Source organism: Streptomyces sp. NPDC031274 (genome assembly GCF_055570235.1).
Genome location: NZ_JBVIHP010000036.1, coordinates 57,796 through 83,402, shown reverse-complemented (window position 1 = coordinate 83,402; position 25,607 = coordinate 57,796). Strand labels below are relative to the sequence as shown.

The window sequence follows — 25,607 nt, the reverse complement described above, 5'->3', positions numbered from 1 at the left end:
TGAGACGTCGCGGCTCACTGGCCCCAGCGGTGTGGCATCTCGGGATCCACGCCCGGGTCCGCCGCGTCCACGGTCGGCGGCGTCACGGGCCGTTCAGGGGTCGGCGGCGTCACCGGCTGCTCAGGGGTTGGCGGCGACATGGATCCAGGGGCCCGGGAAGGTATGGCAGTTGACGGTCCGTCAGTAGGAGGACGGGCCGCCGAAGGGCGGGCCGCGCCGCGCAGCAGATAGGCCACGATGCCCAGTACCACCGCGGTGATCAGCGCGGACGCCCAGTCGGGCAGGCCGAGGGCGAGCGCGAGGCCGAAGGCGAGCGCCAGCGCGGCACCCGCGTAGAGACCGACGACCCCCGCCCCCGCGTACAGCGCCGCCGTCCGGCGCTGTTTGCGCGTCTGCTCTCTCAACTCGTCGCGTACCGCCTCTCGGGCGGCACGCGTCAGTTCATCGACGAGGCTCTTGTCCAGATGGTCCAGATGCTCCAAGCGATTCATGGCGCCCGAGTACCCGGGCGCCCGAACGCGTAACGCCGCCCCACTCCGGCCTGCGCTCGCCGTGCCGAGAGGCCCGCTCGAAGGCGTGACCGATCTGCAGGACCCGTAGATCGGCACGGTGCGGCCCGACGATCTGCATCCCGACCGGCAGTCCGGCCGGGGTGAATCCGGCGGGCACCGACAGCGCGGGGCTGCCGGTCGCGGACACCAGGTACGCCGAGCGCATCCATTCCAGGTAGTCGGACATCGACACTCCGTCGACATCGGCCGGGTACTCCAACTCCACCGGAAAGGGCACCACTTGGCTGGTCGGCAGGACCAGGGCGTCATACCGCTCGAAGAACTCCCTCACCCGGTGGAACAGTTCGCCGTGCAGCACGGTGGCCCGCTCCAGGTCGGTACCGGTGAGCGTTCGCCCCTGCCGTACGTTCCGCACCAGGCTGGGCTTCATCCGGTCGGCCGCGGTCTCCACGAGCTCGCCGAGCGCCAGGTGGAACTGCCAGGCACGGAAGGTCCGGAACACCTCGTCGGCACCGGAGAGGTCAGGGCAGGCCTCCTCGACCGAGCACCCCAGGTCAGCGAAGACCGTGACGGCCGGCGCGAACGCCTCGGTGACCTCGCGGTCGACCGGCACCGCTCCCCCCAGGTCCGGCGACCAGGCGATCCGCAGCCCCCTCAGATCCCGTTCCAGTGATCCGCCGAACGCGCTCCCCGGCATCTCCAGAGCGATCGGCGAGCGCGGGTCGGGCCCGGCGACGACGGACAGCAGCAGGGCCGCGTCGGCCACCGTGCGCGCCATCGGCCCCTGCACGGCCATCGTCGACCACGGGGCGGTGTCCGGCCAGCTCGGCACCCGACCCGGCGAGGGGCGCAGGCCGACCACGTTGCAGAACGACGCGGGGTTGCGCAGAGAGCCGCCCATGTCGCTGCCGTCGGCCAGCGGGTGCATGCCGCACGCGAGCGCCGCCGCCGCTCCCCCGCTGCTGCCGCCCGCCGACCGCCGAAGGTCGTACGGGTTGCGGGTGGCACCGAAGACCGGGTTGAAGGTGTGTGAACCGGCAGCGAACTCGGGCACGTTGGTCTTGCCGACGGTGATCGCCCCGGCGGCGCGGATGCGCTCGACGATCAGCTCGTCGCGGTCCGGGACGTTGTCGGCCAGGAGCGGGGTCCCGTAGGTGGTCCGGATGCCACGGGTGTCGTGCGTGTCCTTGTGTGCGATGGGCAACCCGTGCAGCGGGCCGAGCGGTTCGCCGCGCGCTGCCTGCTCGTCGGCGGCGTACGCCTCGTCGAGCGCGCGCTCCGCCGAGAGGGTCACCACGGCGTTCACGGCGCCGTTGACCTGCTCGATCCGGTCCAGGTGCGCCTGGACGACCTCGCGCGCGGACAGTTCGCGCTCGCGGATCCGGGCGGCGAGTTCGCGGGCGGTGAGGTGGACGAGCTCCCCGGCGTCGGGGACTCGGTGGGCTTCAGGGCTCATACGACGCTTTCGGCTCGGGGCGGCTTTCGGGGCGGTCGGCGGCCGACGTTCGTGGCCGCGTTCTCGGCATGCGCTCTCAGCGAGCGGCTGAAACGCGGTGCGTCTGTTGACTCCGGCGGATCACTCGAACATGCTCCCCATCACGACGTTACGTACGTCCTGTACATTTTTTACAGACACCTTGGGGAGCAGCCACCCCCGCCAGAGGAGAGACGTGCCATGAACCGACCGTTCGCCCGCCATGTCCTGCCCGAGTTCACCGACCGCACCTCCACGGGGCAGCGGACCCTCGATCCCTACTCGAAGCTGCTCGAGGAGCGCATCGTCTTCCTCGGGACGCCGATCGACGACACCTCCGCCAATGACGTGATGGCGCAGTTCATGCACCTCGAATACTTGGCGCCCGACCGCGACATCTCGCTCTACATCAACGCTCCCGGCGGCTCGTTCAGCGCGATGACGGCCATCTACGACACGATCCAGTTCGTCACCTGCGACGTGGAGACGGCCTGCCTGGGCCAGGCCGCGTCGGCGGCGGCCGTCCTGCTTGCCGCGGGCACCCCCGGCAAGCGATGCGCGCTGCCGGGCGCCCGGATCCTCATCCATCAGCCCTCGCTCGCCGAGCCGATCCACGGCCAGGCGACCGACTTGGCGATCCAGGCCGACGAACTCCTGCGCACCCGGGCGCAGCTGGAGAAGCTGCTCGTCCAACACACCGGCCGGAGCCCGGAGCTCGTCGCGGCCGACATCGAGCGCGACAAGATCCTCAGCGCCTCCGAAGCGGTCGAGTACGGCCTGGTGGACCGGATCATCGCGACCCGCACATCGTCCCTGCGCACCCCGGACGCGAGGTGAGCCACCGGTGCTGCCGCCCGAGCTTCCTCAGCTGCCCGCGCTCACCCGCGCCGAGGGCGAGTTGATCGACCGGTACCTCGAAGTGGTCGACCTGGTCGGCCGGATCAATCCCGCCCGCGCCTCGGACACCTACGGCGGGCTGCGCGCCGCACAGGCCCTGGTGAGCAGCGCGACCGCCTTGCGGGACGCCCTGACACTCATGCACCAGCGGGGCGAGAGCGCCGTGCACGCGCCGACGCTGGCCCGAGCGCTCCGTGTGCTGGACGGGGAGCGGCGAGCCGGACGGGTCACTGTGCCGCCCCCGTCGGCATCCTGAGCCTCCGTCACCCCGGCCCTGACGTCCGAACCGTCCGGGGCGGGACTCAAACGAACCAAACGGGCTACCTCGTTCGGCGTAGACGATCGTAGTCATTCGGGCTGTCCGCGGTTGCGTCAGATGTGTACGCGACGGCCGGAATTCCTCGTTCCGGTGCTGGTCGAACGATCGTCGAGGGCCTCACCCCGATCCCGAATCAGACTTTGTCCACCCGAACGGTTCAGGCGTGAGGAGCCTCACAAAACGCCGTTTCGGCTCGGAATTCGCACCCTTGACGGGTCAAGATCCCTTCCGACGACAAGCCCCCGCCACAGCGGCGGGGCGGTCCGGGTGGACGCCGAGTCCTGCCGCCACCCGGATGACCGGTCGACATCGGTGCATCGGCAGGAGTGGAGGACCCAGGCATGACGGGTCGGTCCGGAAGGTCCGGACGCCGACCCTTGGGGTGAAGCCGCACACCGCGGCCGGGCAACTTCGCCAGCCCGAATCCGACAGGTCATCCTTCACAGGCGGCTGACGAAGGGTTGCGCATGACCGCGCTGAATCATGTTCCGTCGCTGCTGACCAGGGCCGGCTCCGTATCGGTCCTCACGCTCGCCGTCGTGGGCGGCACCCTCGTGGGCCCAGGGCTCACGACGGAAGCAGAAGCCGCGACGCACGGAACCAAAGCGCTCAAGATCGCTGCCTCAAAGAAAGGCTCGCCGTACCGCTACGGAGCGAAGGGGCCGCACAGGTTCGACTGCTCGGGCCTGACCCTCTACTCCTTCAAGCGCGCGGGCAAGAAGCTGCCTCGCACCGCCGCACAGCAGTACAACAAGACCCGCCACGTCTCGGCGTCGAAACGCTCCCGCGGCGACCTCGTCTTCTTCCACTCCGGCCGGAACGTCTACCACGTCGGCATCTACGCCGGAAAGGGCAGGATCTGGCACGCCCCGAAGTCCAACACCGTGGTGCGCCTCGAGAAGATCTGGACGAAGAGCGTCTGGTACGGCAGGGTGCGCTGATCACCCGTCACTGAACGTCAGCTGCCGGACGGCGGCGGGAGCCTCACGGCTGCCGCCGCCGCTCGGCCGCCCCCGCCCGGCCCTCTGATCGGCGCGTCCGCCGGGCGTGGACGGCGTCCACGCGGATACTCGTGCGCCATGGCCGAAAACAACAGCGCTCCCCCCGCGGGCGACCCGCCGCCGCGCCACGAGACGAGCTTCGAGCGCGCCGACCGCAACTTCTTTGAGATCCTCCAGGAGCTGCGCGTCACGCAGGCCGGGGTGCAGATCCTCTTCGCGTTCCTGTTGACGCTCGCCTTCACCGAGCGCTTCCCCTCGCTCGACACGGTGCAGCGCGCCACGTACGTCACCACACTGCTGCTCGCCGTCCTGTCCGCCGCCCTGTTCACCGCGCCGGCCGCCCTGCACAGGTCGCTGTTCGGGCAGCACTCCAAGCCGCGGATCGTGCGGGTGTCGTCCCGCCTCGCCGGTATCGGCATGGTGGTCCTGGTGTTCGCGCTCGCCGGTTCCGTGCTCCTGGTCGTGGACGTGGCGGTGGGGCGCACCGGCGGGATCATCGCGAGCGCGGGCACGCTGGTGGTGTGCGCGGGCCTCTGGGGCCTGCTTCCCGCCCTGGTGCGCGGCGCGGGCAAGGGCGACTATGACGACGACACCGACACCGGCGGGCCGGACGGCGTCACGCCATCAGGCCCTCGGTCAGGAGCACCAGGCCCAGGACGCTGAGCGCGACACCTGTACCGCCCTCGATCGAACGGGCCGTACGCGTCCTCCGCAGCCCCGATCGCGCAGGCGACTCCGGCGCGGCGGGAGGTGAGGGCGTTGCGCACCACCACGGCGAAGTCGGCGCCCGGCATGGCGACCATGCCCGCGGCGACTCCGGCGAAGGTGACCGGTTGTGCGTCCACGACCCCAAGGCTGCCGTCGTTCTGCCTTCAGCAGGTATGTGGAATATCCTGGGTCTGCCTTAAGCAGGCGTTTACCCCCACGCCGACGGACGGCACCCCACGGCCGCACGGCCCGTCGGCTCCCGCACGCTCCTGCACCGGGAGACTTCCATGTACGACCCGACGCGGCTCGCCGCACTGGTGGCGGTCTCCGAGGCCGGATCGATCACCCGCGCCGCCGAACGCCTGGGCTACACCGTGCCCGCCCTCTCCCAGCAGCTGGCCAAGCTCGAACGGGAGGCGGGCACCGCGCTCCTGGTCCGGCATCACCGCGGGGCACGCCTCACCGGCGCGGGCGAGCTCCTTCTCGCGCGGGCGCGCCGGGTCCTCGACGAGATGGAGCAGGCCCGCCACGAACTGGCCCGGCTCGCGGGCCTGTCCGGCGGCAGACTGCGCGTGGGGACCTTCACCACCGCCGGGATCCATCTGATGCCGCCCGCGCTCACCGCGTTCCGCCGCGCCCATCCGGACATCGAACTGACGGTCCGGGGCTATGAACCGCCGCTCGGCGTCGCGGCCGTGGCAGCGGGCGAGGTCGACCTGGCCCTCACGCACACCTACGAGCCCGCGGACGCGCTGCCGCTGCCCGCGTCCGTGTCCGCGGAGCAGATCCTGGTCGAGGAGTTGGTCCTGGTGACCTCGCCCGGCCACGCGCTCGTGAGCACCTCGTCACGGCTGCCTCTGAGCGATCTTGCCGGTCAGCCGCTGATCAGCATGGCGCCTTCGCATCCACCCCGGCAGGGCGTGGAGTCCGTACTCGTCCGGGCCGGGGCGACGCCCTCGGTCCTGGTCGAGACTCCCAGTTACGCGCTGGTGTGCGCGCTGGTCAGCGCGGGGCTCGGGGTCGCCGTCGTACCGGAGATGGTGGCGCGGACGGCGGTCACCCCGGTGGGGGTCAGGCCGCTTGAGCCGGGGAACCTGCGCCGTACGATCTCGGTCGTCCACCGCTCCGACGGGTCACACCCCGCGGCGGACACCTTCCGGGCGCTGCTCCGGGGGGCCTTCGGACGCTCGGCGGGGTGAGGGCGAAACGCTCAGCCAGTTGAGCGTGAGGGCGAAGCCGAGGGGGCCGCTGTCGCGTCACCGCGGATCGTCGCGGTCCACGGCAGCGCGATCCAGACCGTCTTGCCGCCCTCGGGGGTGGGCGTGACCGACAGCCTGCCGCCGCACTCCATGGTCAGCCAGCGGATGATCACCAAGCCACGGCCGTTGTCCTGCTGGACCGCGGCGGGCAGCCGCTTGGGGTAGCGGGGATGGCTGTCGGTGACGCCGATGCGCAGTTGTTCCTCCCGGTCGAGCTCCATCTCCACCGTGAAGGTGGGCGACTGGCCCCGGGTGTGCTGGACGGCGTTCGTGGCGAGTTCGGAGACGATGAGCCGGACGGTGTCGGCGGCCTCCGTGTCGTCCGCGAGGCCCCACTCGGTGAGGACGGTCAAGACGTACTTCCGGGCCGCGGAGACCGAGGCAGGATCGCTCGGCAGGGTGACGGATGCTTCCTGAAGGTCTGCCATGGCGACGCTGTCCCTTTCCCACCGGGGCTCGGCTCCGACTCGTCACGGAAGGCACGAGGACAGTCCCGGAATGGTGCTCTGCGCCAGCCTGCCACTCTCGGGGCGCTCACAGGTGGCCATCCACCAAGATGTGCATATATCTGTCGCTCGAAGCGGTGAACTCTGCTACGGAAGACCGTATTTGGGTGAGAGGCCGACGCTTCCTCTACTGTCGCCGGTGAGAGGCCTGAGGAGTCCGGGAAAGAGGCTCCGCCGGGAAGGAGACGGACATGCGGTACGGTCCCGCGGTGCGCCGCCGGAAACTCGGCGCCGAGCTCCGCGCGCTGCGCACGCACGCCGGACTCACCAGCGGCCAGGCAGCGGACCGGGTCGGCTGGCATCAGTCGAAGGTCAGCCGGATCGAGACGGGGCGTAGCGGCGCCAAGGCGGCCGACGTACGCCTGCTGCTCGAGGCGTACGAGGTGAAGGACCCGCACCTGCGCCAGTTACTGGTCGCGCTTGCGGGCCCGGAGGACGACGGCGGGCGCCGCCGCTGGTGGCATGCCTACCGCGAGCTGCTGCCGCCCGCCTACCGCGACTTCATCAGCCTGGAGTCACAGGCCTGCCGGGTCCGCACCCTGGAGACCACCGTCGTGCCGGGGCTGCTGCAGACTCCGGACTACGCGCGCGCGGTGACGCGGGCAGCGCTCGCCGGAAGGCCGGACGAGCAGGTGGACGCGCTGGTCGAGGTGCGTCTGGCCCGTCAGGACGTGCTGCGCGCGGCTCCTCCGCTGCACCTGAGCGTGGTCCTGGACGAGGCGGTGCTCCACAGGCCGGTGGGCGGCAGTCAGGTCCTCGCGGGCCAGTTGAAACGGTTACTGGAAGCCTCACAACTGCCCCACGTGCGGATTCAGGTGCTGCCGTTCACCGCAGGGGAGCACGTCGGCCTCATCGGCTCTTTCGTTATTTTCTCATTTCCGAACATTGCTGATCTGGATGTGGTTGTTCTCGACCACTTGACGAGTAGCCTCTACCTCGAACGGAGAGAGGACCTCCGGGCGTACACGGATGCCTTCAACTCCCTTCGCAGAAAGGCACTTTCACCCGAGGAATCAACGGATCACATCGCCGGGATATGTGACGGCGCGTAAGGGGGCACCATGACTGCACTGCCTCGGCACGTACCTTCAAGCACGTCTCTGCACGACGCACGGTGGCATCGCAGCAGCCGCAGCAACGGCATGAACAACTGCGTGGAAACAGCTCCGCTCGCTTCAGGGCCGAAGCAGGGGCTGCTCGCCGTGCGCGATTCGAAGAACACGGCAGGGCCCGCCCTGCTTTTCTCGCCCGCCACCTGGGAGGCCTTCGTCCACGGCCTCCGGTGACTATCGCGGTGCGGTGCGGCTGATCACCCGGACGGCATCGGCGATCTGTGCGCCGGTGAGATCCGCCCGGGCGGTCAGCCGCAGCCGCGAGATGCCGTCGGGCACCGACGGCGGACGGAAGCAGCCGACGACGAGGCCCGCGCCCCGGCAGTCGGCGGCCCACCGCACGGCCGTTTCCGGCGACGGCGCGCGCACGGAGACGACGGCGGCATCGGGCCGTACCGCCGAGAGGCCCTCCGCCGTGAGGCGTTCATGCAGTTCGGCCGCGACCTCGCGAGCCCGTGCGGCGCGCTCGGGCTCCCCGCGCAGCAGGCGCAGAGCCGCGAGAGCCGCCCCCACGGCGGCCGGGGCGAGTCCCGTGTCGAAGATGAAGGTGCGGGCCGCGTTGACCAGGTGGTCGATGACCTTGGCGGGGCCGAGGACCGCGCCGCCCTGGCTGCCGAAGGACTTCGACAGGGTGACCGTGGCCACCGTGTGGGCGTTGCCCGCGAGTCCGGCCGCCTGCGGGGCACCCCGCCCGCCGTCGCCGAGCACCCCGAGCCCGTGGGCGTCGTCGACGATGAGACCGGCACCGAACTCCGCACAAACGGAATCCAGTTCGGTCAGTGAAGCCGCGTCGCCGTCGACCGAGAAGACCGTGTCCGAGACGACGACCGCGGGACCCGCGTGCCCGTCGAGCGTCTTGCGCACCGCTTCGGGGTCGGCGTGCGGCACCACTTGCGTCGTACCGCGCGCCAGGCGGCAGCCGTCGATCAGCGAGGCGTGGTTGCCCGCGTCCGAGACGATCAGCGAGCCGTGCGGAGCGAGGGCGGTGACCGCGGCGAGGTTCGCCGCGTATCCGGAGGAGAGGACGAGAGCTGCCTCGAAGCCGCAGAACTCGGCGAGTTCACGCTCGAGTTCCGCGTGCAGCTCGGTGCTGCCGGTCACCAGCCGGGAGCCGGTCGCTCCGCCGCCCCAGCGCCGGGCCGCGGCCGCCGCGCCCTCCGTGATCACGGGGTGTCTGGCGAGGCCCAGATAGTCGTTGCTCGCCAGGTCGAGGAGGCCTCCGGCGTCGGCGGGACGGGGGCGCAGGGTGCGGACGAGTCCGGCCCGGGCGCGCAGGCTCGCCTGCTCGTCGATCCAGTCGAACGGCGAGCTCGCCATGGCGGTTCCTCCGGGTCGTCATCACTGGCCGGTTTGTAGACAGTGCACAGACCCTAGCCGTCCGGCCACCGGGCCAGGATGTGGCAATACCCACACCTCTCAGCGTTTCTGTTGTGCGAAGTCTCCTTGGAAAGGGAGGCTCTCGTACGTAAGGATCAGCGCCATGGATCTGCTGAACACGCTGGTGGACAAGGGGCTTCGGCGCGAGCTGCCGACCCGCGAAGAGGCGCTGGCCGTGCTGGCCACCTCCGACGATGAGCTTCTCGACGTGGTGGCCGCCGCCGGGAAGGTGCGGCGTCAGTGGTTCGGGCGGCGGGTGAAACTCAACTATCTGGTCAATCTCAAGTCAGGTCTCTGCCCGGAGGACTGCTCGTACTGTTCGCAGCGCCTCGGCTCGACGGCGGGCATCCTCAAGTACACCTGGCTGAAGCCCGACGAGGCCTCGCAGTCCGCGGCGGCCGGGGTCGCGGGCGGCGCCAAGCGGGTCTGCCTGGTCGCGAGCGGCCGCGGACCGACCGACCGTGACGTCGACCGGGTCTCGCGGACCATCGAGGCGATCAAGGAGCAGAACGAGGACGTCGAGGTGTGCGCGTGCCTCGGGCTGCTCTCCGCGGGGCAGGCGGACAAACTGCGCACGGCGGGCGCGGACGCGTACAACCACAACCTCAATACGTCCGAGGGGACGTACGGCCAGATCACCACGACCCACACGTACGCCGATCGCGTAGACACCGTGCAGCAGGCGCAGGCCGCGGGCCTCTCCGCCTGTTCGGGTCTGATCGCGGGCATGGGCGAGACGGATGAGGACCTGGTGGACGTGGTCTACGCGCTGCGCGACCTCGACCCCGACTCGGTGCCGGTCAACTTCCTGATCCCCTTCGAGGGCACCCCGCTGGCCAAGGAGTGGAACCTCACGCCGCAGCGCTGCCTGCGCATCCTGGCGATGGTCCGCTTCGTCTGCCCCGACGTGGAGGTGCGCATCGCGGGCGGCCGCGAGGTGCACCTGCGCACGATGCAGCCCCTGGCCCTGCACCTCGCCAACTCGATCTTCCTGGGCGACTACCTGACCAGCGAGGGCCAGGCGGGCAAGACCGACCTGGAGATGATCGCGGACGCCGGATTCGAGGTCGAGGGCGCGGGCACGGTGACGCTGCCGGAGCACCGCGCGGACGCGATCGCGGCGGCGGGATGCGGGTCGCACGGGGACGGCGGGGGCGGCTGCGGGCCGTGCGGCTCGTCCGAAGCGGCGCCCGCTCCCACCGAGGCCGCGGAGACCGAGGCGCGCACGGATCTGGTGGCGGTACGCCGACGGGGCGCGGGAACGGATCTGGCGCCCAATGCCTGACCCTTCCAACCTCTCCAACCTCTCCGTGCCCGAACTGCTCGACCTGGACCGTCGCCACGTGTGGCATCCGTACGGCCCCATGCCCGGCCGCCAGGAGCCCCTGGTCGTCGAGTCGGCGAGCGGCGTACGGCTCCGTCTCGCGGGCGGCGGGGGTGAGTTGGTCGACGGCATGTCGTCCTGGTGGTCGGCGATCCACGGCTACAACCACCCCGTGCTCAACGACGCGGCGCGCGGTCAGCTGGACCGGATGAGTCATGTCATGTTCGGCGGGCTCACCCATGAGCCCGCCGTGCGCCTCGCGAAGCACCTTGTCGACATGTCTCCGGACGGCCTCGAGCATGTCTTCCTCGCGGACTCCGGTTCGGTGTCGGTCGAGGTCGCGATCAAGATGTGCCTGCAGCACTGGCGTTCCCTGGGCCGCCCGGCCAAGCGGCGGATGCTGACCTGGCGCGGCGGCTACCACGGGGACACCTGGCAGCCCATGTCGGTGTGCGACCCCGAGGGCGGCATGCACGAGCTGTGGCAGGGGGCGCTGCCCCAGCAGGTGTTCGCGGACATGCCGCCCGCGGGCTACGAGGCGTACGACGACGCGTACGCCGACCATCTGCGCGAGATGATCGGACGCCACGCCGACGAGCTCGCCGCAGTGATCGTGGAGCCCGTGGTGCAGGGCGCGGGCGGTATGCGGTTCCACTCCCCCGCTTATCTGCGGGTGTTGCGGGAGGCCTGCGACGAGCACGACGTGCTGCTCGTGTTCGACGAGATCGCCACGGGGTTCGGCCGCACGGGCGAGCTGTTCGCCGCCGACCACGCGGGGGTCACGCCCGATGTGATGTGCCTGGGCAAGGCGCTGACCGGCGGCTATCTGACGCTGGCGGCCACGCTGTGCACGCCGCGGGTCGCGGACGGCATCTCTCGGGGCGAGGTGCCTGTCCTGGCCCACGGCCCGACGTTCATGGGCAATCCGCTCGCCACCGCGGTGGCCTGCGCCTCGATCGAGCTGCTGCTCGGGCAGGACTGGCGGACCGAGATCAAGCGCATCGAGGCGGGCCTGCGCGGCTCGCTGGCCGAAGCTGCCGGACTGCCGGGCGTACGGGACGTACGCGTGCTCGGCGCGATCGGCGTCGTGCAGCTGGACCACGACGTGGACATGGCGGCGGCCACGCGCGCCGCGACGCGCGAGGGGGTGTGGGTACGGCCGTTCCGCGACCTCATCTACACGATGCCGCCGTTCGTCACGAGCGACGACGACGTGGCACGGATCGGGCGCGCGGTGTGCGCGGCGGCAAGGGAAGGCTGAGCAGACATGACAGTCATCGTGGTGTCCGGGACCGGCACCGAGATCGGCAAGACGGTCACGACAGCCGCCGTCGCCGCCCTGGCGCTCGCCGCGGGGCGCAGTGTCGCGGTGCTCAAGCCCGCACAGACGGGGGTGGCACCCGGTGAGCCTGGCGACGCGGAAGAGGTGACGCGTCTCGCGGGGGACGGGATCACCACCCTCGAACTGGCCCGCTTTCCGGAGCCGTTGGCGCCGAACACCGCCGCGCGGCGGGCAGGCATGGCGCCGGTCCGGCCGTACGAAGTGGCCGAGGCGGCGCAGAAGTTGGCGGCCGGACATGATCTGGTCCTGGTCGAGGGCGCGGGCGGCCTGCTCGTGCGCTACGACGACGAGGGCGCCACCCTCGCCGACGCCGCACGCCTCCTCACGGCCCCGGTCCTGGTGGTCACGCCGGCGGGCCTCGGCACCCTGAACACGACGGCACTCACCGCGGAGGCGCTGCGGGCCCGCGGCCTGGAGCCGCTGGGGGTGACGATCGGCAGCTGGCCCACCACACCGGATCTGGCCGCACGCTGCAACCTCGCGGACCTGCCCCAGGCCGCGGGCGCTCCGCTGCTCGGTGCGGTGCCGCAGGGCGCGGGGACGCTTGCGCCGAGCGACTTCCGTGCGGGATCCGGGGGCTGGCTGGGGCCGGAGCTGGGGGGTGTCTGGGACAGCGCCGCGTTCACGGCGCGGGAGGCGCCGGGTACGGCGGTGAACGTGTCGCCGCTCGATGACTGAAGCCCAGCACCCCGGCCAGGGACTGGTAGCATTTCAGAACTACTTCTAACTTTATACCACTGGGCCACCGGAGGGGAGAAATCATGTCCGACCGGACGGACCACGCCACCTTCCAGCACGGGCAGGAGTTCCTGAGCGCCATCTCGGAGCGCTGGAACTACCAGATCCTGCGGGAGGTGTTCTTCGGAGCAAGCCGATTCGGGGAACTCAAACGAGCACTCGGCATCTCGGCGAACATCCTCACCGCACGACTGACCAGCCTGACGGACCTGGGCCTGCTCTCCAAGCGCCCTTACCGAACAGACAAGCCGTGGTACGAGTACCAGCTCACCGACAGCGCCCGTGAACTCGTCGTCCCCGCCATCGTGGCGATCACACGCTGGGCCGAGACCCACGCGACCGACGGGGATGCCACGCGTCACCCGCTGGTCCACACGACGTGCGGCAACACGACCAATCCGTACCTCGCGTGCAGTAGCTGCCATGAGCCGATAGAGGCCCCCACCCTTCACCCCATGCCCGCCCAGGAAGGGGGCGCCGACAAGGGGGCCTCCGCGAGCGGCTGAGGCTCGGCCCGAGCCGGACCAGTAGGCCACTCGACTGGTAGCGATGTGGAACTAGTAGCGTTACGCTACCAGTGCTACCCGTGGAGAGGACGACTACTCATGACGACGGCAAACACAGCACGAGCGACGACCGCGCCCGCGCCCGCGTGGGTCCTGAAGTTCATGGACGCCATCGACACGTTGGAGTTCGATGAAGGCTTCGCGCCGCTGACCGAGGACACCGACATGTTCTTCGGCACCGCGCACGTCCGGGGCGTCGAGGCCATCAAGGCGTTCTTCGTCAAGATCGACGGACCGCTGGTCATCACCCACGAGATCCTGGAATTCTGGGAAGCGGACGACGGCGTCCTCCTGCTGCGCGGAGAGGCCACCATGGCCAAGAAGACCGAACCCGACCGCGTGGTGCGCGCCCCGTTCATGCACATCTTCTACCTCGCCGACGAGGAGACGATCCGCATCCGTGAACTGCGCATCACCGCGGGCCCGCTACAGACCGACGCAGTGATGTGACCTCCGCGCGGTCCCACGCTCGGACGTGAGCAGTATGCGGGCCGACGCGTCCGCGTGGGGGAAAGCGGCGCCGCCTGGGCACCATTCCGGTATCCGCTCGCCCCGTCGAGGAGGGCCCATGTCACCTCGTTCCGCCAAAGCCGCGTCCCGGGACGCCGTGCACCACCCCGTCTTCGCCCGCTTCTACGCCCGCCAGAGCGTGGCCGCCGAGCGGGTGATCGCCGCGTACCGCAAGGAGCTTCTCTCCGGTCTCTCCGGCCGTGTGATCGAGGTCGGCGCGGGGAACGGTCTGAACTTCGCGCACTATCCGTCGGCGGTGTCCGAGGTCGTGGCCATCGAACCCGAGCGCACCCTGCGACAACTGGCCGCGTCCACGGCCGTACGGGTCGACGTACCGGTCGACGTCGTGCCCGGCGTCGCCGAGGCGCTGCCCGTCAAGAGCGAGGCCTTCGACGGCGCCGTGACCTCACTGGTGCTGTGCAGCGTGCGGGACGTGCCCCGCGCCCTCGGAGAGCTTCGGCGCGTCCTGCGCCCCGGCGGCGAACTGCGGTTCTTCGAGCACGGCGTGGCTCCGGGCGCGGCGATGGCGACCGCGCAGCGCGCCCTGGACCGCACACTCTGGCCCTTGCTCTTCGGAGGCTGTCACGTCGCCCGCGACACGGTGGGCGCCCTGCGCGCCGCGGGATTCGAGATCGGCCCGTACCGAAGCCTGTTGGTGCCCCCGAAAGGCCCGCGGCTGCCCTCTTCGTACTGCGTGCTCGGTACGGCCCGGCGGCCCGAGAACGACTGACTCCCCCGTACCTACGGGCGCCCTGCGCCGGGCGTCAGATCGCCTGCGTGAGGTTGACCGCGTTGCCGTCCGGATCCTTGATGTGCGCGACACGCTGCCCCCACGGCATGTCGTTGGCAGGACCGAGCGCCTCGCCGCCGAGGGCGTCCACCCGCTTGAGGAGGTCGTCCACCGCCTCCACCGCCACGCTCAGCAGAATGCGCTGCGGCGAGCCGAGCGGCACGCTCGCGTCCGAGACGACGCCGAGCTCCGAGTCGCCGATGCGCAGGTCCACGAAGAACGCGGGCCCTTCTTCCGGACTCCTCGACACCTCCCGCGCCCCGAACAACTCCTGGTAGAACCGCAACAGGCGGTCGAGTTCAGGGGTGATGATCATCGGCTGGATGGCGGCAGGCATGGACGTCCTCCTGGGGTGCGGCTCTCTCGCACCGAACCTATCCTCGCCGCATGATCGGTTGTGGGTGAACTGACCTCAGGGGGCCAGGAGTTCACTCACCCGGGCACTGGCTCCGGGTGACGGTCAAAGACTCCATCTCCGCAGCTCCTCCGCGATGGTGTGCACGCTCGCCCCGTCCTCCTTCACGAGCCGGGCCAGCTCCCGTACCTGCTCGGGCGAGGTGACGACCTTCATGCCGCTCGCGACCAGATAGGCGTAGGCGACGGACGAGGCGAAGAGGGCGTTGGAGCGCTCCAGGGCGGGGATGTGCAGGAGTACCTGGAGCAGGGCGGCGGCGCGGTCGTGGGGACTTTCGTAGACGGGCACGCCGAAGATCTCCGCCTCGTGCCGACTGACGGCGGCCACCAGGGCACCCCAGTCGGTCACCTGCGGGTCTCCGGGCGTCTTGTGTTCGGCGATCATCAACAGCCAGGCAAGATCGATTCTGAGGTTCAAAGGCTCAACGACGACCCTCGCGCTCGGGACCGAACTCTTCGGCGAAGACGGATTCGTACTGCTTCATGAAGTCGGCGGCGGCCTCGACGAAGGTGTGCCCGACTTCGCCGGCGTCCTGTTTGACCAGTTCCTCGATGTAGCGGTTCACGCTCATCCCGCGGGAGAGCGCACGCTCACGAGCGGCCCGGGCGGTGCCTTCGTCCACCCGCACGTTCAGCTGAGTCTTCGCCATGCTGTCAAGCTAGCGCCGCAGCGCTAGCACCGACAAGAGGGCGCGGGAAGGCGCGGGAAGGCTCAGGGGCGCACAAGAGAGCCGGGTGAGCACCGGGCCAGTGCCCCTTACATACGTATCGGGTCCACGACCTCGGAGGGATACCGGCGCCCGCACCCGCCCTCTACTCTCGGCAGAATCAAGGGAGTTGGGATTACGGGAGTTGGACAGTCACGACCCAGGAGGCGGCTTTGCCCACACCTGCTTCGGCACCGGCCACAGGCCTTGCGGAGCCCGCCGGGGTCGCCGCACGCGCCCGCGCTCTGACCAAGGCGTACGGCTCCGGCGAAACCACCGTGCTCGCCCTCGACTCGGTCGACGTGGACATCGCACGCGGGCGTTTCACGGCGGTCATGGGCCCGTCCGGTTCGGGCAAGTCCACGCTCATGCATCTGCTCGCCGGGCTCGACACGGTCTCCGCGGGACAGGTGTGGATCGGTGACACCGAGATCACGGGGCTCAAGGAACGGGAGCTGACGCAGTTGCGGCGGGACCGCATCGGGTTCATGTTCCAGTCCTTCAACCTCATCCCCACCCTGAACGCCGTCGAGAACATCACGCTGCCGATGGACATCGCGGGCCAGCGCCCCGACCGCGAGTGGCTCGAGTACGTCATCGACACGCTCGGCCTGCGCGACCGCCTGAAGCACCGGCCCGCCCAGCTGTCCGGCGGCCAGCAGCAGCGCGTCGCCTGCGCGCGGGCGCTCGCGGCGCGCCCCGAGCTGATCTTCGCGGACGAGCCGACGGGCAACCTCGACTCCCGCGCGGGCCTCGAAGTGCTCGGATTCCTGCGCGAGGCCGTCGACAAACTGGAGCAGACCGTCGTCATGGTCACCCACGACCCGGGCGCGGCCGCCCACTCCGACCTGGTGCTCTTCCTCGCGGACGGCAGGATCGTCGACCAGATGCCGCACCCGACGGCGGATTCGGTCCTGGAACGCCTCAAGCGGTTCGACGTGGCTCACGCGCTGCCGCCGGAGAGCCGCGCCGAGGCCGACGGCGGTCCGGACCTCGACAGCGAGGCCCACGGCAAGCCGGACCGGGACTGAGGCGGTCAGCGGCCATGCTGAAGGCGACTCTCAGGAGCTTCCTCGCGCACAAGGGCAGGCTGCTGCTCTCCGCCCTCGCCGTGATCCTCTCGGTGGCGTTCGTGGCGGGCAGCCTCATCTTCTCGGACACGGTGTCCCGCACCTTCGACCGGCTCTTCGCCTCGACCTCCGCCGATGTGACCGTCGAGCCGAAGGAGAACCTCGACGAGGCGGTGCCCTCGGGACAGACGCCGACGATCCCCGCCAAGCTCGCAGGCCGTGTGGCCGAGATCGACGGGGTGGCCCGTACCCGTGTCGACGCGGCCGTCGAGAACATCACGATCGTCGACAGCGAGAACGACTCGGTGGGCCCCACCACCGGCGCCCCCACCATCGCCACCAACTGGCAGGTCACCGACCGCAGCCCCGTCGATCTGACCTCGGGGCACGCCCCTCGCGGCAAGCACCAGGCGCTGCTCGACGCGGACACGGCCGACAAGAAGGACGTGAAGATCGGCGACACCCTCACGGTGCTCGCCGCGCCCGGCTCGTTCAAGGTCAAGGTCGTCGGCATCGTCACCTTCACCACCACCAACCCCGGCGCGGCCCTGGTCTTCCTGGACACTCGGGCCGCCCAGCGTGAGCTCCTGGGCGACAAGGACGCGGCGACGGGCATCTCGGTGGACGCCGCTCCCGGTGTGAGCGACATCGAACTGAAGCGGCGTATCGCCGCCGAACTGGGCTCGGGCTACGACCTGAAGACCGCCGACGAACAGGCGGATTCGGCGGCGTCCGACCTCGGCGGTTTCCTGGACGTCATCAAGTACGTGATGCTCGGCTTCGCGGGCATCGCCGTCCTGGTCGGCATCTTCCTGATCGTCAACACCTTCTCGATGCTGATCGCGCAGCGCACCCGCGAGCTGGGCCTGCTGCGCGCGCTCGGGGCCGACCGAAGGCAGGTCCGCCGCTCCGTCCTCACCGAGGCGGTCCTGCTCGGCGTGGTCGGTTCGACGGTCGGCCTCGCGGCGGGGATCGGGCTCGCGGCCGGGCTCATCGAGCTGATGGGCCTGCTGGGGATGAACCTGAAGTCGACCGAGATGGTCATCGGGTGGGGAACTCCCGTCGCCTCGTACGTCGTCGGGGTCGGCGTCACTTTCGTCGCGGCGTACCTCCCGGCCAGGCGTGCGGCCCAGGTCTCGCCGATGGCGGCGCTCGCCGACGCGGAGATCGCGGGCGTGGGCAGGCCGTTGAAGATCCGCGCGACCGTCGGTGTGGTCGTCGGTGCGGCGGGCGCCGCCGCACTCGTGGGCTGCGCCACCTCGGAGAAGACGTCCACGGCTGCGTCCCTGCTCGGCCTCGGCATCGTCCTCACCCTGATCGCCACCGTGATCGCGGGTCCGCTCCTCGTCCGCCCGGTGATCCGGGTGCTCGGCGGCGCGTTCCCCGCCCTGTTCGGCTCGGTCGGCCGGATGAGCCAGCGCAACGCGCTGCGCAACCCGCGCCGCACGGGCGCCACGGCCGCCGCCCTCATGGTGGGCCTCGCCCTGGTGAGCGGCATGTCGGTGGCGAGCGCGTCGATGACCAAGTCCTTCGACGAACAGATCGACAAGACGCTCGGCGCCGACTTCGTCGTACAGAACAGCAACTTCGTGCCGTTCTCGCGGGAGATCACCGAGAAGGTGCGGGCGACGGAGGGCGTCGGGCTCGTCGTGCGTCAGCGGTTCGCACCGGTGAAGGTCTCCATGCCGGACGGCAAGAGCGTGGAGACGACCGCGGCGGGCTACGATCCGCGCCTCGACGACGTCGCCCACGTCACGTACGTCTCGGGCGACACCTCCACGGCGCTCGCGCCCGGAAACATCGCCATGCAGCGGGACTTCGCGCGGGACCACAAGATCCGGACGGGTTCGAAGCTGCCCGTGGAGTTCCCCGGCGGGCGCACGACGGAACTGACAGTGGGCGCGCTCACCGATCAGCCGGGAGCCGAGGGGTTCGGCGTCGAGGGCGGACTCTTCTTCGGCATGGAGACCGTCGAGGAGTTCGTGCCGGGCGGTCAGGACTCCGCGCTGTACGTCAACGCGGCCTCGGGCACGGGGCCCGACACGTTGCGCGACCGGCTGGAGAAGACGCTCGATCCGTTTCCGCAGGTTCAGGTCCGCGACCAGGCCGACTACAAGGATCTGATCCGCGCGCAGATCGCCGTGATGCTCTACCTCGTCTACGCGCTGCTCGGCCTGGCGATCATCATCGCGGTCCTCGGCGTGGTCAACACCCTGGCCCTCTCGGTCGTCGAGCGCACCCGCGAGATCGGCCTGCTGCGCGCCATCGGGCTCGCCCGGCGGCAGCTGCGCCGGATGATCCGCCTGGAGTCGGTGGTGATCGCGGTGTTCGGCGCGCTGCTCGGGCTCGCACTCGGCCTGGTGTGGGGTGTCGCGGCACAGCAGGTGCTCGCGCTGCAGGGCATGACGGCGTTCGCGATCCCCTGGACGACGGTGATCGCGGTGCTGATCGGATCGGTGATCGTCGGCCTCGCCGCTGCGCTGCTGCCCGCGCTGCGCGCATCGCGCATGAATGTGCTGGCGGCCATCGCGCACGAGTGATGGACTGGGGCCGCTGCGCCCAACTGTCCATCCGTACGAGGAGAGTTCATGGCCCGCCCGTTCCGCTTCGGGGTCAACATGGTCACCGCTTCCACCGGCGACGAGTGGCGCAAGAAGTGCCGCAAGGCAGAGGCACTCGGCTACGACGTCATCCTGGTCGCCGACCATCTCGGCCTGCCGGCCCCGTTCCCCTCGGTCGTCGCCGCCGCCGAGGCCACCGAGCGGCCCCGCGTCGGCACGTTCGTCCTGAACGCCGGATTCTGGAACCCCACACTGCTCGCCCGCGAGGTGGCGACGACGGACGCGCTCACGGACGGGCGCCTCGAGCTGGGCCTCGGCACGGGATACGTCAAGCCGGAGCACGACGTCGCCGGTCTGCCCTGGGGCACGCCCGGTGAGCGCGTGGCTCATCTCCGGCGCACCATCGAGGAGTTGAACAAACTCCTCGGCTCCGACGAGCACCAGCCAAGGCCGCTGCAGAAGCCCCGGCCGCCGCTCCTTGTCGGCGGCAACGGCGACCGCATGCTGAAGCTGACCGCCGAGCACGCCGACATCGCGGCGTTCACCGGCGCCAAGGTGGCTCCGGGTGACAGCAGCGGAAAGATGAGCCACCTCACGCCCGAGGAGCTGGACGACCGGATCGCCGCCTACCGACGCTTCGCGGCGGGCCGCTCCGAACCGGCGGAGCTGAACCTGCTGATCCAACTGGTCGAGGTGACCGGCGACCGCCGGGGAGCGATCCAGCCAGTACTCGAATACATCCCGCACCTCACCGAGGACGAGGCCCTCGGCCTGCCGGTCCTCCTCATCGGCACGGTCGAACAAATAGCCGAGCAGCTGCGCGCCCAGCGGGAGCGGTACGGCTTCTCGTACATCACCGTCCTCGAGCCCGTCATGGACGCGTTCGGTCCGGTCATCGAGCAGCTGCGCGGCGAGTGATGGGAGGTACCCAGGACGGTGCACGGCCGCCCGGGCCCGCGGAAACCACTCGCCAGACAGGCGGACGCACTGCTTACATCTCCCCCATGAGCGATCTCCACATCCGCAGCGCGACCCCTTCGGACATCGACACCGTGCTGCGGTTCTGGCGCGCGGCCGCGGAGGGCACGAGCATCAGCGACGACCACGACGGCGTGGCCCGTCTCGTCGCACGGGACCCCGAGGCCCTGCTGATCGCGGAGCGCGAAGGACTCATCGCCGGAACCGCGATAGCCGGCTTCGACGGCTGGCGCTGCCACCTCTACCGTCTCGCCGTACACCCCGACCACCGCCGCCAGGGCATCGGCTCGGCGCTGCTCGCCGCGGCCGAGGAGCGTTTCGTGAACCTCGGCGGGCGCCGCGGCGACGCCATGGTCCTGGACCGCAACGAGCAGGCCCATCACACGTGGCATGCCGCGGGCTACGCGCCCGAGCCGCAGTGGAGCCGCTGGGTGAAGCACCTCGCCGACTGAGTGGCCCAGCCATGGGTACCCGGGGACGATCCGCAGGAGTGGACCTTTGATCCGCAGGAGCAGACTGTGCTGATCCCTTAAAATAGACGGACCACTCGAACGTCAACGAAAGGTGTGACCGTCCGCCCATGGGCGAGCCTCCCAGTACCCGACATCGCGCATTCCCCCGGTCCCTGCCCGATCATGGGACGGAGGTGACCCGATGACCGAAGTGCTCCTGCTCCTCGTGGCGGTGCTGCTCTCGCTGGCGTGCGGCGTCTTCGTCGCGGCCGAGTTCTCCCTCACGACGGTCGAACGCAGCGAACTGGAGCGAGCCTCCGAACGCGGCGAGCGCGGCGCCGCAGGCGCCCTCAAGGCCGTCAAGAACCTCACTTTCCAGCTCTCCGGGGCCCAGCTGGGCATCACCGTCACCAACCTGGTCGTCGGCATGCTCTCCGAGTCCTCCATCGCCAAGCTGATCGCGGGCCCACTGCGCTCGGTGGGCATCCCCTCGTCGGCGGCCTCATCGGTGGCCCTGGTCATCGGTACGGCCCTGTCGACGGTCTTCCTGATGGTCGTGGGCGAGCTGGTCCCCAAGAACTGGGCGATCTCGTCGCCGCTGGCCGTCGCCAAACGGGTGGCGACCGCGCAACGCCTGTTCAGCTCCCTGTTCCGCCCCTTCATCGCGCACCTGAACAACACCGCGAACCGCTCCGTTCGCCGCTTCGGCATCGAGCCCACCGAGGAGCTGGCCTCCGCGCGCAGCCCCAAGGAGCTGGTGGCGCTCGCCAGGCACTCCGCCAAGGAGGGCTCCCTGGAGGCGGACACCGCCGAGCTGTTCGTCCGCACCCTGAACCTCGCCGACCTCACCGCGGAGAACGTGATGACACCGCGCGTCAAGGTCATGGCCCTCGACGTGATGGCCACCTGCGAAGACGTCGCGAACGCCACCCGCGCGACGGGCCTGTCCCGCTTCCCCGTCTACCGCGGCAACCTCGACTCGGTCGTCGGCGTCGCGCACATCAAGGACGTCCTCGCGGTACCGGCCGAGCGCAGGGCCCGCCACCCCGTCGCGGAGCTGATGCGCCAGCCCCTCCTCGTACCGGAGACGCTGACCGTCGACCGCCTGCTCGACCGGCTCTCCGGCAAGCGCACGATGGCCGTGGTCATCGACGAGTACGGCGGCACGGCGGGCGTCGCGACCCTGGAGGACATCGTCGAGGAGGTCGTCGGCGAGGTGCGGGACGAGCACGACCCGCACGAGACGTCCGACATCGCCGCCGCGGGCACGGACGACGACGGCCGGACGCAGTACTCCGCCGACGGCTCGGCCCGCACCGACCAGCTCGCCCGCGTCGGCCTGCGCGCGCCTGACGGGCCCTACGAGACCCTTGCCGGGCTCGTCGCGACCGAGCTCGGCCGTATCCCGGCCGAGGGCGACAGCCTCGACGTGGGCGGCTGGCGGCTCGACGTGGTGGACGCGCGCGGCCGCCGCGCGGCCCGCGTCCTGCTGCACGCGCCCCTGCACGACGACCACCAGGAGGAGGAGCGATGATCGCCGTCCAGTTGCTGATCGGCCTTGCGACCCTCGTGGTCAACGGCTTCTTCGTGGGCGCCGAGTTCGCCCTCATCTCCGTACGAAGGAGCCAGATCGAGCCGCACGCCGAGGACGGCGACCGGCGTGCCAAGAGCGTGCTGTGGGGTCTTCAGCACGTGTCCGCGCTGCTCGCCGCCGCGCAGCTCGGCATCACGCTGTGCACGCTGGTGCTCGGCATCGTCGCCGAGCCCGCGATCGCGCATCTCCTGGAGCCGCTGTTCGACGGGGTCGGGGTGCCGCACGGCATGGTCCACCCGATCTCGTTCATCATCGCCCTGACGGTGGCGACGTATCTGCACATGCTGCTCGGCGAGATGATCCCCAAGAACATCTCGCTGGCCGAGCCGGTGCGCACGGCGCTGCTGCTCGGCCCGCCCCTCGTCGCGATCGCGCGGGCGCTGCGCCCGGTCATCTTCGCGATCAACGCGTTCGCCAACGGCCTGCTGAAGCTGCTCAGGGTCGAGGCGAAGGACGAGGTGAGCGCGTCCTTCTCGGACGACGAGCTCGCCCGGATGGTCAAGGACTCCAGCGAGGCGGGGCTGATCGACGACCGCGCCCAGGAGCGGCTGCACGACGCCCTCGAGCTGGGCCGCCGCCCCGTCAGGGATGTGGTGCTCCCGCTGGAGAGCGTGGTCTACGCCCGGGTGGGCGTGACGCCGGAGGAGCTTGAGCGGCTTTCGGCGGAGTCCGGCTTCTCGCGCTTCCCCGTCGTGGACGACGGCCTTCGTATCGTCGGCTATCTGCACGTCAAGGACGCGCTCGACCGGATGCCGCGCGATCTTCCGTTCCGGGTGCCCGACATGCGGAAGATCGCCCAGGTCCGCGAGACCACACCGCTGGACGACGTGCTGACCGCGATGCGCCGCAGCCGCACGCATGTGGCGGCGGTGCTCGGCTCGGACGGCAGGCTGGCCGGCATGGTCACGATGGAGGACGTACTGCGGGAGCTGTTCGGTCAGCCCGTGTGACCGAGGCGTCGACCCGTACAACCGAGGGGCAACCCGTTGATCCGAGGGGGATGCGCACTGTGAGTCAACTCGTCCTGCGCGATGTGTCGTACGGGTATCCGCAGCGGCCTGTGCTCGAACAGGTCTCCCTGTCGGTGCGGCCCGGCGAGAAGGCCTGTGTCATCGGTGAGAACGGCTCGGGGAAGTCGACGCTCCTGCGCCTGATGGCGGGCGAGTTCGTGCCCGCCGACGGCGAGGTGGCCGTCGTGTCGGACGGCGGCACCGGCTATCTCGCGCAGACCCTGCGCCTTCCGCCGCACGCCACCGTGCGGGACGCGGTGGACGAAGCGCTCGCCGAACTGCGGAACCTGGAGCGGCGGATCCGGCAGGCCGAGGAGTCGCTCGGCTCGGCGGGAGAGGCCGAACTCGCCGCGTACGGAGACCTCATCGCCGCGTTCGAGGCGCGTGACGGCTACCGCGCCGACGCGCGCCTCGACGCGGCCCTGCACGGACTCGGCGTACCCCACCTGGAGCGTTCCCGGACCCTGGGATCGCTGTCCGGCGGCGAGGCCGCGCGCCTCGCCCTCGCCTGCGTCCTGGCCCCGCAGCCCGAACTGCTCCTCCTGGACGAGCCGACGAACCACCTGGACGACCAGGCCCTCGGCTGGCTGGAGGAACGGCTGCGCGCCCACCGGGGCACCGTCGTCGCCGTCACCCACGACCGGGTCTTCCTCGACCGGGTCGCCGAGGCGATCGTCGAGGTCGACGGCGACCGCCGCAGCGTGGCCCGTTTCGGCGGCGGCTGGCACGGCTATCTGGAGCAGCGCGCCACGGCCCGGCGGCGCTGGGAGGAGCGCTACCGGGAGTGGAACCAGGAGGTCGAACGCCAGGAGCGGCTCGCTGAGGGCGGCTCCGAGCGGCTCTCGGTGGGCTGGCGGATGAGTGACAGTCCTCGGTTCGCGGGCCACCAGCGGTCCGTGGAGGGCCAGATCTCCGGTGTCGTGCGCAACGCGCGCGAGCGGCTGCGCAGGCTGCACGCGGAGCCGGTGCCGCGCCCACCCGACCCGCTGCACTTCACGCCCGGTGAGGGCATCGGGGGCGGCGACCACCCCTTCGTACGCCCGGCGGTCCTGACGGACGTCGTGGTGGGCGAGCGTCTCGCCGTCGAGAGCCTGCTCCTCGAACCGGGTTCGCGCACGCTGGTGACCGGGGTGAACGGCGCGGGCAAGTCGACGCTGCTCGGCGTCCTGGCCGGGGTGCTCACTCCGGATCGCGGGGAGGTCCGCCTCCCGTCCCGCGTCGGCTACTTGCCGCAGGAGATCGAGTACATCAACGGGTCCTACGAGGACACGGCGAGGCCGCTCCTTGACGCCTTCGCGGCGGGTCTCGCGGGGCTGCCCGATGACCACGCGGAGGCGCTCCTCTCCCTCGGTCTCTTCCGCGAGGAGGACCTGGTCGTGCCGGTGAAGGGGCTCTCCGTGGGACAGCGCCGCCGCTTGGCCCTCGCCCGCCTGGTGACGCGTCCGGCCGACCTCCTCCTGCTCGACGAGCCGACGAACCACCTCTCCCCCGCCCTGGTCGAGGAGCTCGACCAGGCGCTCGCGGAGTACCGGGGCACGCTGGTCGTCGTGTCGCACGACCGGAGGCTTCGGGAGCGGTTCCGGGGCGAGCGGATCTCGGTGGAGGCCGGCCGGGTGGTCCGGCCCTGACTCCTGTCAGGGCGCGGTTCAGGGCGCGGTGCGTTCCTTGTGAGGGGTCGGCGTCTCCGTGATGCCGGGCCCGCGCGCCCCGATGTTCGCGGCGCCGACCGCCGTGAGGACGGCGAGCAGCGTCGCCATCCCCGCGGTGGCGAGCGCCACTTTCCAGTCGACGTCCAGGAGGGTCGTCGCCCCGGCGATCAGGACAGCGGCGAGCGACTGAGCGAAGGTACGGAGCGCGCGCTCCGCGGTGGCCTTCCAGAATCCAGCGGTCCACATGTCTGGCCCACTCTCTCGTGACGGCGGGGTCACCACCTGGCATACCGCTGTCAGGTTCCGGTGCCCAGGGGGTCGCCGGGGCCACTCTCAGAGATCGAGGCTGTGACCCGTCGTCGCGTCGACGTGATCCGGGATCTCCTCGTGGCGGTCACCGACCGTCGGGGTGCCCGTGGGCTCGAAGAGGAGGATCTTGGCACCGGACGGGGCCGACGGCTTGTGTTCCGTGCCGCGCGGGACCGTGAAGACCGTGCCCGCGGGGAGGTCGACCGTGCGTTCGCCGGACGGCTCGCGCAGGGAGATGCGCAGTTCGCCTTCGAGGACCAGGAAGAACTCGTCAGTGTCGTCATGAACGTGCCACAGGTGGTCGCCGTCCGCCTTCGCCACACGTACGTCGTAGTCGTTGACGCGGGTGACGATGCGGGGGCTCCACAGGGCGTCGAAGGAGGCGAGGGCTTTGCCGAGGGCGATGGGTTCGTTGCTCATGTGTCCAG

29 protein-coding genes, 1 pseudogene and 1 riboswitch are annotated in these 25,607 nt (G+C 70.4%); of the genes and pseudogenes, 20 read left to right on the top strand and 10 right to left on the bottom strand.

What is annotated here, in order from left to right; all coding sequences use genetic code 11:
- Positions 1-14: 14 nt before the first annotated feature.
- Together ACZ5CR_RS39375 and ACZ5CR_RS39370 are read right to left on the bottom strand one after the other, a co-directional pair.
- Positions 15-491, bottom strand: a complete 477-nt coding sequence (locus ACZ5CR_RS39375) for a phage holin family protein (protein WP_468866891.1) — start codon at positions 489-491, stop codon at positions 15-17.
- A complete protein-coding gene (locus ACZ5CR_RS39370) occupies positions 442-1,968 on the bottom strand; it encodes an amidase (protein ID WP_468866889.1) in 1,527 nt (508 codons plus the stop codon). Before ACZ5CR_RS39370 ends, ACZ5CR_RS39375 begins: the two co-directional genes overlap by 50 nt.
- A gap of 219 nt (positions 1,969-2,187) precedes the next feature.
- On the opposite strand from ACZ5CR_RS39370, the gene ACZ5CR_RS39365 reads away from it, so the two are divergent.
- The 4 genes from ACZ5CR_RS39365 (at position 2,188) to ACZ5CR_RS39350 (ending at position 4,866) form a co-directional block, all read left to right on the top strand.
- Positions 2,188-2,823 carry an ATP-dependent Clp protease proteolytic subunit gene (locus ACZ5CR_RS39365; RefSeq protein WP_468866887.1) on the top strand — a complete coding sequence of 212 codons (636 nt, stop codon included), beginning with the start codon at positions 2,188-2,190 and terminating at the stop codon, positions 2,821-2,823.
- A gap of 7 nt (positions 2,824-2,830) precedes the next feature.
- Positions 2,831-3,139, top strand: a complete 309-nt coding sequence (locus ACZ5CR_RS39360) for a hypothetical protein (RefSeq protein WP_468866885.1) — start codon at positions 2,831-2,833, stop codon at positions 3,137-3,139.
- A gap of 363 nt (positions 3,140-3,502) precedes the next feature.
- Positions 3,503-3,666: riboswitch (cyclic di-AMP (ydaO/yuaA leader) on the top strand.
- 3 nt (positions 3,667-3,669) lie between these two features.
- On the top strand, positions 3,670-4,143 hold the full coding sequence (locus ACZ5CR_RS39355) for a C40 family peptidase (protein WP_468866883.1): 474 nt from the start codon (positions 3,670-3,672) through the stop codon (positions 4,141-4,143).
- A gap of 138 nt (positions 4,144-4,281) precedes the next feature.
- On the top strand, positions 4,282-4,866 hold the full coding sequence (locus ACZ5CR_RS39350; RefSeq protein WP_468866880.1) for a DUF6328 family protein: 585 nt from the start codon (positions 4,282-4,284) through the stop codon (positions 4,864-4,866).
- Between the two features lie 47 nt (positions 4,867-4,913).
- Here the strand turns inward: ACZ5CR_RS39350 and ACZ5CR_RS39345 are convergent.
- Positions 4,914-5,048 (bottom strand): annotated as a pseudogene (locus ACZ5CR_RS39345) (LysE family translocator); the annotation flags it as partial.
- A 150-nt stretch (positions 5,049-5,198) separates the two neighbouring features.
- On the opposite strand from ACZ5CR_RS39345, the gene ACZ5CR_RS39340 reads away from it, so the two are divergent.
- On the top strand, positions 5,199-6,110 hold the full coding sequence (locus ACZ5CR_RS39340) for a LysR family transcriptional regulator (protein ID WP_468866878.1): 912 nt from the start codon (positions 5,199-5,201) through the stop codon (positions 6,108-6,110).
- 11 nt (positions 6,111-6,121) lie between these two features.
- Here ACZ5CR_RS39340 and ACZ5CR_RS39335 read toward each other — a convergent pair whose 3' ends face one another.
- Entirely contained in the window at positions 6,122-6,598 is a 477-nt protein-coding gene (locus ACZ5CR_RS39335; RefSeq protein WP_468866876.1) for an ATP-binding protein, read from the bottom strand.
- A 269-nt stretch (positions 6,599-6,867) separates the two neighbouring features.
- Between ACZ5CR_RS39335 and ACZ5CR_RS39330 the strand changes: the two genes are divergently transcribed.
- Positions 6,868-7,728 (top strand): helix-turn-helix domain-containing protein, encoded by an 861-nt coding sequence (locus tag ACZ5CR_RS39330; RefSeq protein ID WP_468866874.1) that lies wholly within the window; start codon positions 6,868-6,870, stop codon positions 7,726-7,728.
- 9 nt (positions 7,729-7,737) lie between these two features.
- Complete coding sequence (locus tag ACZ5CR_RS39325; RefSeq protein WP_468866872.1) at positions 7,738-7,962, top strand: DUF397 domain-containing protein; 225 nt, start codon at positions 7,738-7,740, stop codon at positions 7,960-7,962.
- Here ACZ5CR_RS39325 and ACZ5CR_RS39320 read toward each other — a convergent pair whose 3' ends face one another.
- Positions 7,963-9,105, bottom strand: coding sequence for an 8-amino-7-oxononanoate synthase (locus ACZ5CR_RS39320; RefSeq protein WP_468866871.1), 1,143 nt, complete (start codon positions 9,103-9,105; stop codon positions 7,963-7,965).
- Positions 9,106-9,268: 163 nt separating this feature from the next.
- Between ACZ5CR_RS39320 and bioB the strand changes: the two genes are divergently transcribed.
- The 6 genes from bioB (at position 9,269) to ACZ5CR_RS39290 (ending at position 14,375) form a co-directional block, all read left to right on the top strand.
- Positions 9,269-10,450: a biotin synthase BioB gene (gene bioB / locus ACZ5CR_RS39315; protein ID WP_468866869.1), complete on the top strand. Its 1,182-nt coding sequence runs from the start codon at positions 9,269-9,271 to the stop codon at positions 10,448-10,450.
- Positions 10,443-11,750: an adenosylmethionine--8-amino-7-oxononanoate transaminase gene (locus ACZ5CR_RS39310; protein WP_468866867.1), complete on the top strand. Its 1,308-nt coding sequence runs from the start codon at positions 10,443-10,445 to the stop codon at positions 11,748-11,750. The genes bioB and ACZ5CR_RS39310 overlap by 8 nt, the downstream gene beginning before the upstream one ends.
- Before the next feature lie 6 nt (positions 11,751-11,756).
- Entirely contained in the window at positions 11,757-12,509 is a 753-nt protein-coding gene (gene bioD, locus ACZ5CR_RS39305) for a dethiobiotin synthase (RefSeq protein ID WP_468866865.1), read from the top strand.
- An 83-nt stretch (positions 12,510-12,592) separates the two neighbouring features.
- Positions 12,593-13,075, top strand: a complete 483-nt coding sequence (locus ACZ5CR_RS39300; RefSeq protein WP_468866863.1) for a winged helix-turn-helix transcriptional regulator — start codon at positions 12,593-12,595, stop codon at positions 13,073-13,075.
- Positions 13,076-13,174: 99 nt separating this feature from the next.
- A complete protein-coding gene (locus ACZ5CR_RS39295; RefSeq protein WP_468866861.1) occupies positions 13,175-13,585 on the top strand; it encodes a nuclear transport factor 2-like protein in 411 nt (136 codons plus the stop codon).
- Positions 13,586-13,703: 118 nt separating this feature from the next.
- The gene (locus ACZ5CR_RS39290; protein WP_468866858.1) at positions 13,704-14,375 is read left to right on the top strand and encodes a class I SAM-dependent methyltransferase; all 672 of its coding nucleotides are present in this window, start codon (positions 13,704-13,706) and stop codon (positions 14,373-14,375) included.
- Positions 14,376-14,409: 34 nt separating this feature from the next.
- Here the strand turns inward: ACZ5CR_RS39290 and ACZ5CR_RS39285 are convergent, their stop codons facing one another.
- The 3 genes from ACZ5CR_RS39285 to ACZ5CR_RS39275 form a co-directional block, all read right to left on the bottom strand.
- Positions 14,410-14,772, bottom strand: coding sequence for a VOC family protein (locus ACZ5CR_RS39285; RefSeq protein ID WP_468866856.1), 363 nt, complete (start codon positions 14,770-14,772; stop codon positions 14,410-14,412).
- A gap of 123 nt (positions 14,773-14,895) precedes the next feature.
- Positions 14,896-15,267 (bottom strand): fic family toxin-antitoxin system, toxin component, encoded by a 372-nt coding sequence (locus ACZ5CR_RS39280; protein WP_389906541.1) that lies wholly within the window; start codon positions 15,265-15,267, stop codon positions 14,896-14,898.
- A gap of 4 nt (positions 15,268-15,271) precedes the next feature.
- Positions 15,272-15,499, bottom strand: a complete 228-nt coding sequence (locus ACZ5CR_RS39275; protein ID WP_468866855.1) for an antitoxin — start codon at positions 15,497-15,499, stop codon at positions 15,272-15,274.
- A 230-nt stretch (positions 15,500-15,729) separates the two neighbouring features.
- Here ACZ5CR_RS39275 and ACZ5CR_RS39270 point away from each other — a divergent pair, with 230 nt between their 5' ends.
- The 7 genes from ACZ5CR_RS39270 to abc-f all read left to right on the top strand — a co-directional run bounded on the left by ACZ5CR_RS39270 (position 15,730) and on the right by abc-f (position 24,849).
- The gene (locus ACZ5CR_RS39270; protein WP_468866852.1) at positions 15,730-16,587 is read left to right on the top strand and encodes an ABC transporter ATP-binding protein; all 858 of its coding nucleotides are present in this window, start codon (positions 15,730-15,732) and stop codon (positions 16,585-16,587) included.
- 14 nt (positions 16,588-16,601) lie between these two features.
- Positions 16,602-19,166, top strand: a complete 2,565-nt coding sequence (locus tag ACZ5CR_RS39265; RefSeq protein WP_468866850.1) for an ABC transporter permease — start codon at positions 16,602-16,604, stop codon at positions 19,164-19,166.
- Positions 19,167-19,214: 48 nt separating this feature from the next.
- Positions 19,215-20,105 carry an LLM class F420-dependent oxidoreductase gene (locus ACZ5CR_RS39260; protein WP_468866848.1) on the top strand — a complete coding sequence of 297 codons (891 nt, stop codon included), beginning with the start codon at positions 19,215-19,217 and terminating at the stop codon, positions 20,103-20,105.
- An 86-nt stretch (positions 20,106-20,191) separates the two neighbouring features.
- The gene (locus ACZ5CR_RS39255; RefSeq protein ID WP_468866847.1) at positions 20,192-20,617 is read left to right on the top strand and encodes a GNAT family N-acetyltransferase; all 426 of its coding nucleotides are present in this window, start codon (positions 20,192-20,194) and stop codon (positions 20,615-20,617) included.
- Between the two features lie 202 nt (positions 20,618-20,819).
- Positions 20,820-22,151, top strand: a complete 1,332-nt coding sequence (locus ACZ5CR_RS39250) for a hemolysin family protein (protein ID WP_468866845.1) — start codon at positions 20,820-20,822, stop codon at positions 22,149-22,151.
- Positions 22,148-23,161 (top strand): hemolysin family protein, encoded by a 1,014-nt coding sequence (locus ACZ5CR_RS39245; RefSeq protein WP_468866843.1) that lies wholly within the window; start codon positions 22,148-22,150, stop codon positions 23,159-23,161. Before ACZ5CR_RS39250 ends, ACZ5CR_RS39245 begins: the two co-directional genes overlap by 4 nt.
- Positions 23,162-23,211: 50 nt before the next feature.
- A complete protein-coding gene (gene abc-f / locus ACZ5CR_RS39240) occupies positions 23,212-24,849 on the top strand; it encodes a ribosomal protection-like ABC-F family protein (RefSeq protein WP_468866840.1) in 1,638 nt (545 codons plus the stop codon).
- Between the two features lie 18 nt (positions 24,850-24,867).
- Here abc-f and ACZ5CR_RS39235 read toward each other — a convergent pair whose 3' ends face one another.
- Entirely contained in the window at positions 24,868-25,116 is a 249-nt protein-coding gene (locus ACZ5CR_RS39235; RefSeq protein WP_468866839.1) for a holin, read from the bottom strand.
- Between the two features lie 87 nt (positions 25,117-25,203).
- The gene (locus ACZ5CR_RS39230; protein ID WP_468866837.1) at positions 25,204-25,599 is read right to left on the bottom strand and encodes a cupin domain-containing protein; all 396 of its coding nucleotides are present in this window, start codon (positions 25,597-25,599) and stop codon (positions 25,204-25,206) included.
- Between the last annotated feature and the right edge of the window lie 8 nt (positions 25,600-25,607).

What these genes read in the sequence shown, in the direction of transcription:
- ACZ5CR_RS39375 (WP_468866891.1), bottom strand. Translation starts at nt 491, where the DNA reads ATGAATCGCTTGGAGCATCTGGACCATCTGGACAAGAGCCTCGTCGAT.
- ACZ5CR_RS39370 (WP_468866889.1), bottom strand. Translation starts at nt 1,968, where the DNA reads ATGAGCCCTGAAGCCCACCGAGTCCCCGACGCCGGGGAGCTCGTCCAC.
- ACZ5CR_RS39365 (WP_468866887.1), top strand. Translation starts at nt 2,188, where the DNA reads ATGAACCGACCGTTCGCCCGCCATGTCCTGCCCGAGTTCACCGACCGC.
- ACZ5CR_RS39355 (WP_468866883.1), top strand. Translation starts at nt 3,670, where the DNA reads ATGACCGCGCTGAATCATGTTCCGTCGCTGCTGACCAGGGCCGGCTCC.
- ACZ5CR_RS39350 (WP_468866880.1), top strand. Translation starts at nt 4,282, where the DNA reads ATGGCCGAAAACAACAGCGCTCCCCCCGCGGGCGACCCGCCGCCGCGC.
- ACZ5CR_RS39340 (WP_468866878.1), top strand. Translation starts at nt 5,199, where the DNA reads ATGTACGACCCGACGCGGCTCGCCGCACTGGTGGCGGTCTCCGAGGCC.
- ACZ5CR_RS39335 (WP_468866876.1), bottom strand. Translation starts at nt 6,598, where the DNA reads ATGGCAGACCTTCAGGAAGCATCCGTCACCCTGCCGAGCGATCCTGCC.
- ACZ5CR_RS39330 (WP_468866874.1), top strand. Translation starts at nt 6,868, where the DNA reads ATGCGGTACGGTCCCGCGGTGCGCCGCCGGAAACTCGGCGCCGAGCTC.
- ACZ5CR_RS39325 (WP_468866872.1), top strand. Translation starts at nt 7,738, where the DNA reads ATGACTGCACTGCCTCGGCACGTACCTTCAAGCACGTCTCTGCACGAC.
- ACZ5CR_RS39320 (WP_468866871.1), bottom strand. Translation starts at nt 9,105, where the DNA reads ATGGCGAGCTCGCCGTTCGACTGGATCGACGAGCAGGCGAGCCTGCGC.
- bioB (WP_468866869.1), top strand. Translation starts at nt 9,269, where the DNA reads ATGGATCTGCTGAACACGCTGGTGGACAAGGGGCTTCGGCGCGAGCTG.
- ACZ5CR_RS39310 (WP_468866867.1), top strand. Translation starts at nt 10,443, where the DNA reads ATGCCTGACCCTTCCAACCTCTCCAACCTCTCCGTGCCCGAACTGCTC.
- bioD (WP_468866865.1), top strand. Translation starts at nt 11,757, where the DNA reads ATGACAGTCATCGTGGTGTCCGGGACCGGCACCGAGATCGGCAAGACG.
- ACZ5CR_RS39300 (WP_468866863.1), top strand. Translation starts at nt 12,593, where the DNA reads ATGTCCGACCGGACGGACCACGCCACCTTCCAGCACGGGCAGGAGTTC.
- ACZ5CR_RS39295 (WP_468866861.1), top strand. Translation starts at nt 13,175, where the DNA reads ATGACGACGGCAAACACAGCACGAGCGACGACCGCGCCCGCGCCCGCG.
- ACZ5CR_RS39290 (WP_468866858.1), top strand. Translation starts at nt 13,704, where the DNA reads ATGTCACCTCGTTCCGCCAAAGCCGCGTCCCGGGACGCCGTGCACCAC.
- ACZ5CR_RS39285 (WP_468866856.1), bottom strand. Translation starts at nt 14,772, where the DNA reads ATGCCTGCCGCCATCCAGCCGATGATCATCACCCCTGAACTCGACCGC.
- ACZ5CR_RS39275 (WP_468866855.1), bottom strand. Translation starts at nt 15,499, where the DNA reads ATGGCGAAGACTCAGCTGAACGTGCGGGTGGACGAAGGCACCGCCCGG.
- ACZ5CR_RS39265 (WP_468866850.1), top strand. Translation starts at nt 16,602, where the DNA reads ATGCTGAAGGCGACTCTCAGGAGCTTCCTCGCGCACAAGGGCAGGCTG.
- ACZ5CR_RS39260 (WP_468866848.1), top strand. Translation starts at nt 19,215, where the DNA reads ATGGCCCGCCCGTTCCGCTTCGGGGTCAACATGGTCACCGCTTCCACC.
- ACZ5CR_RS39255 (WP_468866847.1), top strand. Translation starts at nt 20,192, where the DNA reads ATGAGCGATCTCCACATCCGCAGCGCGACCCCTTCGGACATCGACACC.
- ACZ5CR_RS39250 (WP_468866845.1), top strand. Translation starts at nt 20,820, where the DNA reads ATGACCGAAGTGCTCCTGCTCCTCGTGGCGGTGCTGCTCTCGCTGGCG.
- ACZ5CR_RS39245 (WP_468866843.1), top strand. Translation starts at nt 22,148, where the DNA reads ATGATCGCCGTCCAGTTGCTGATCGGCCTTGCGACCCTCGTGGTCAAC.
- abc-f (WP_468866840.1), top strand. Translation starts at nt 23,212, where the DNA reads ATGCGCACTGTGAGTCAACTCGTCCTGCGCGATGTGTCGTACGGGTAT.
- ACZ5CR_RS39235 (WP_468866839.1), bottom strand. Translation starts at nt 25,116, where the DNA reads ATGTGGACCGCTGGATTCTGGAAGGCCACCGCGGAGCGCGCGCTCCGT.
- ACZ5CR_RS39230 (WP_468866837.1), bottom strand. Translation starts at nt 25,599, where the DNA reads ATGAGCAACGAACCCATCGCCCTCGGCAAAGCCCTCGCCTCCTTCGAC.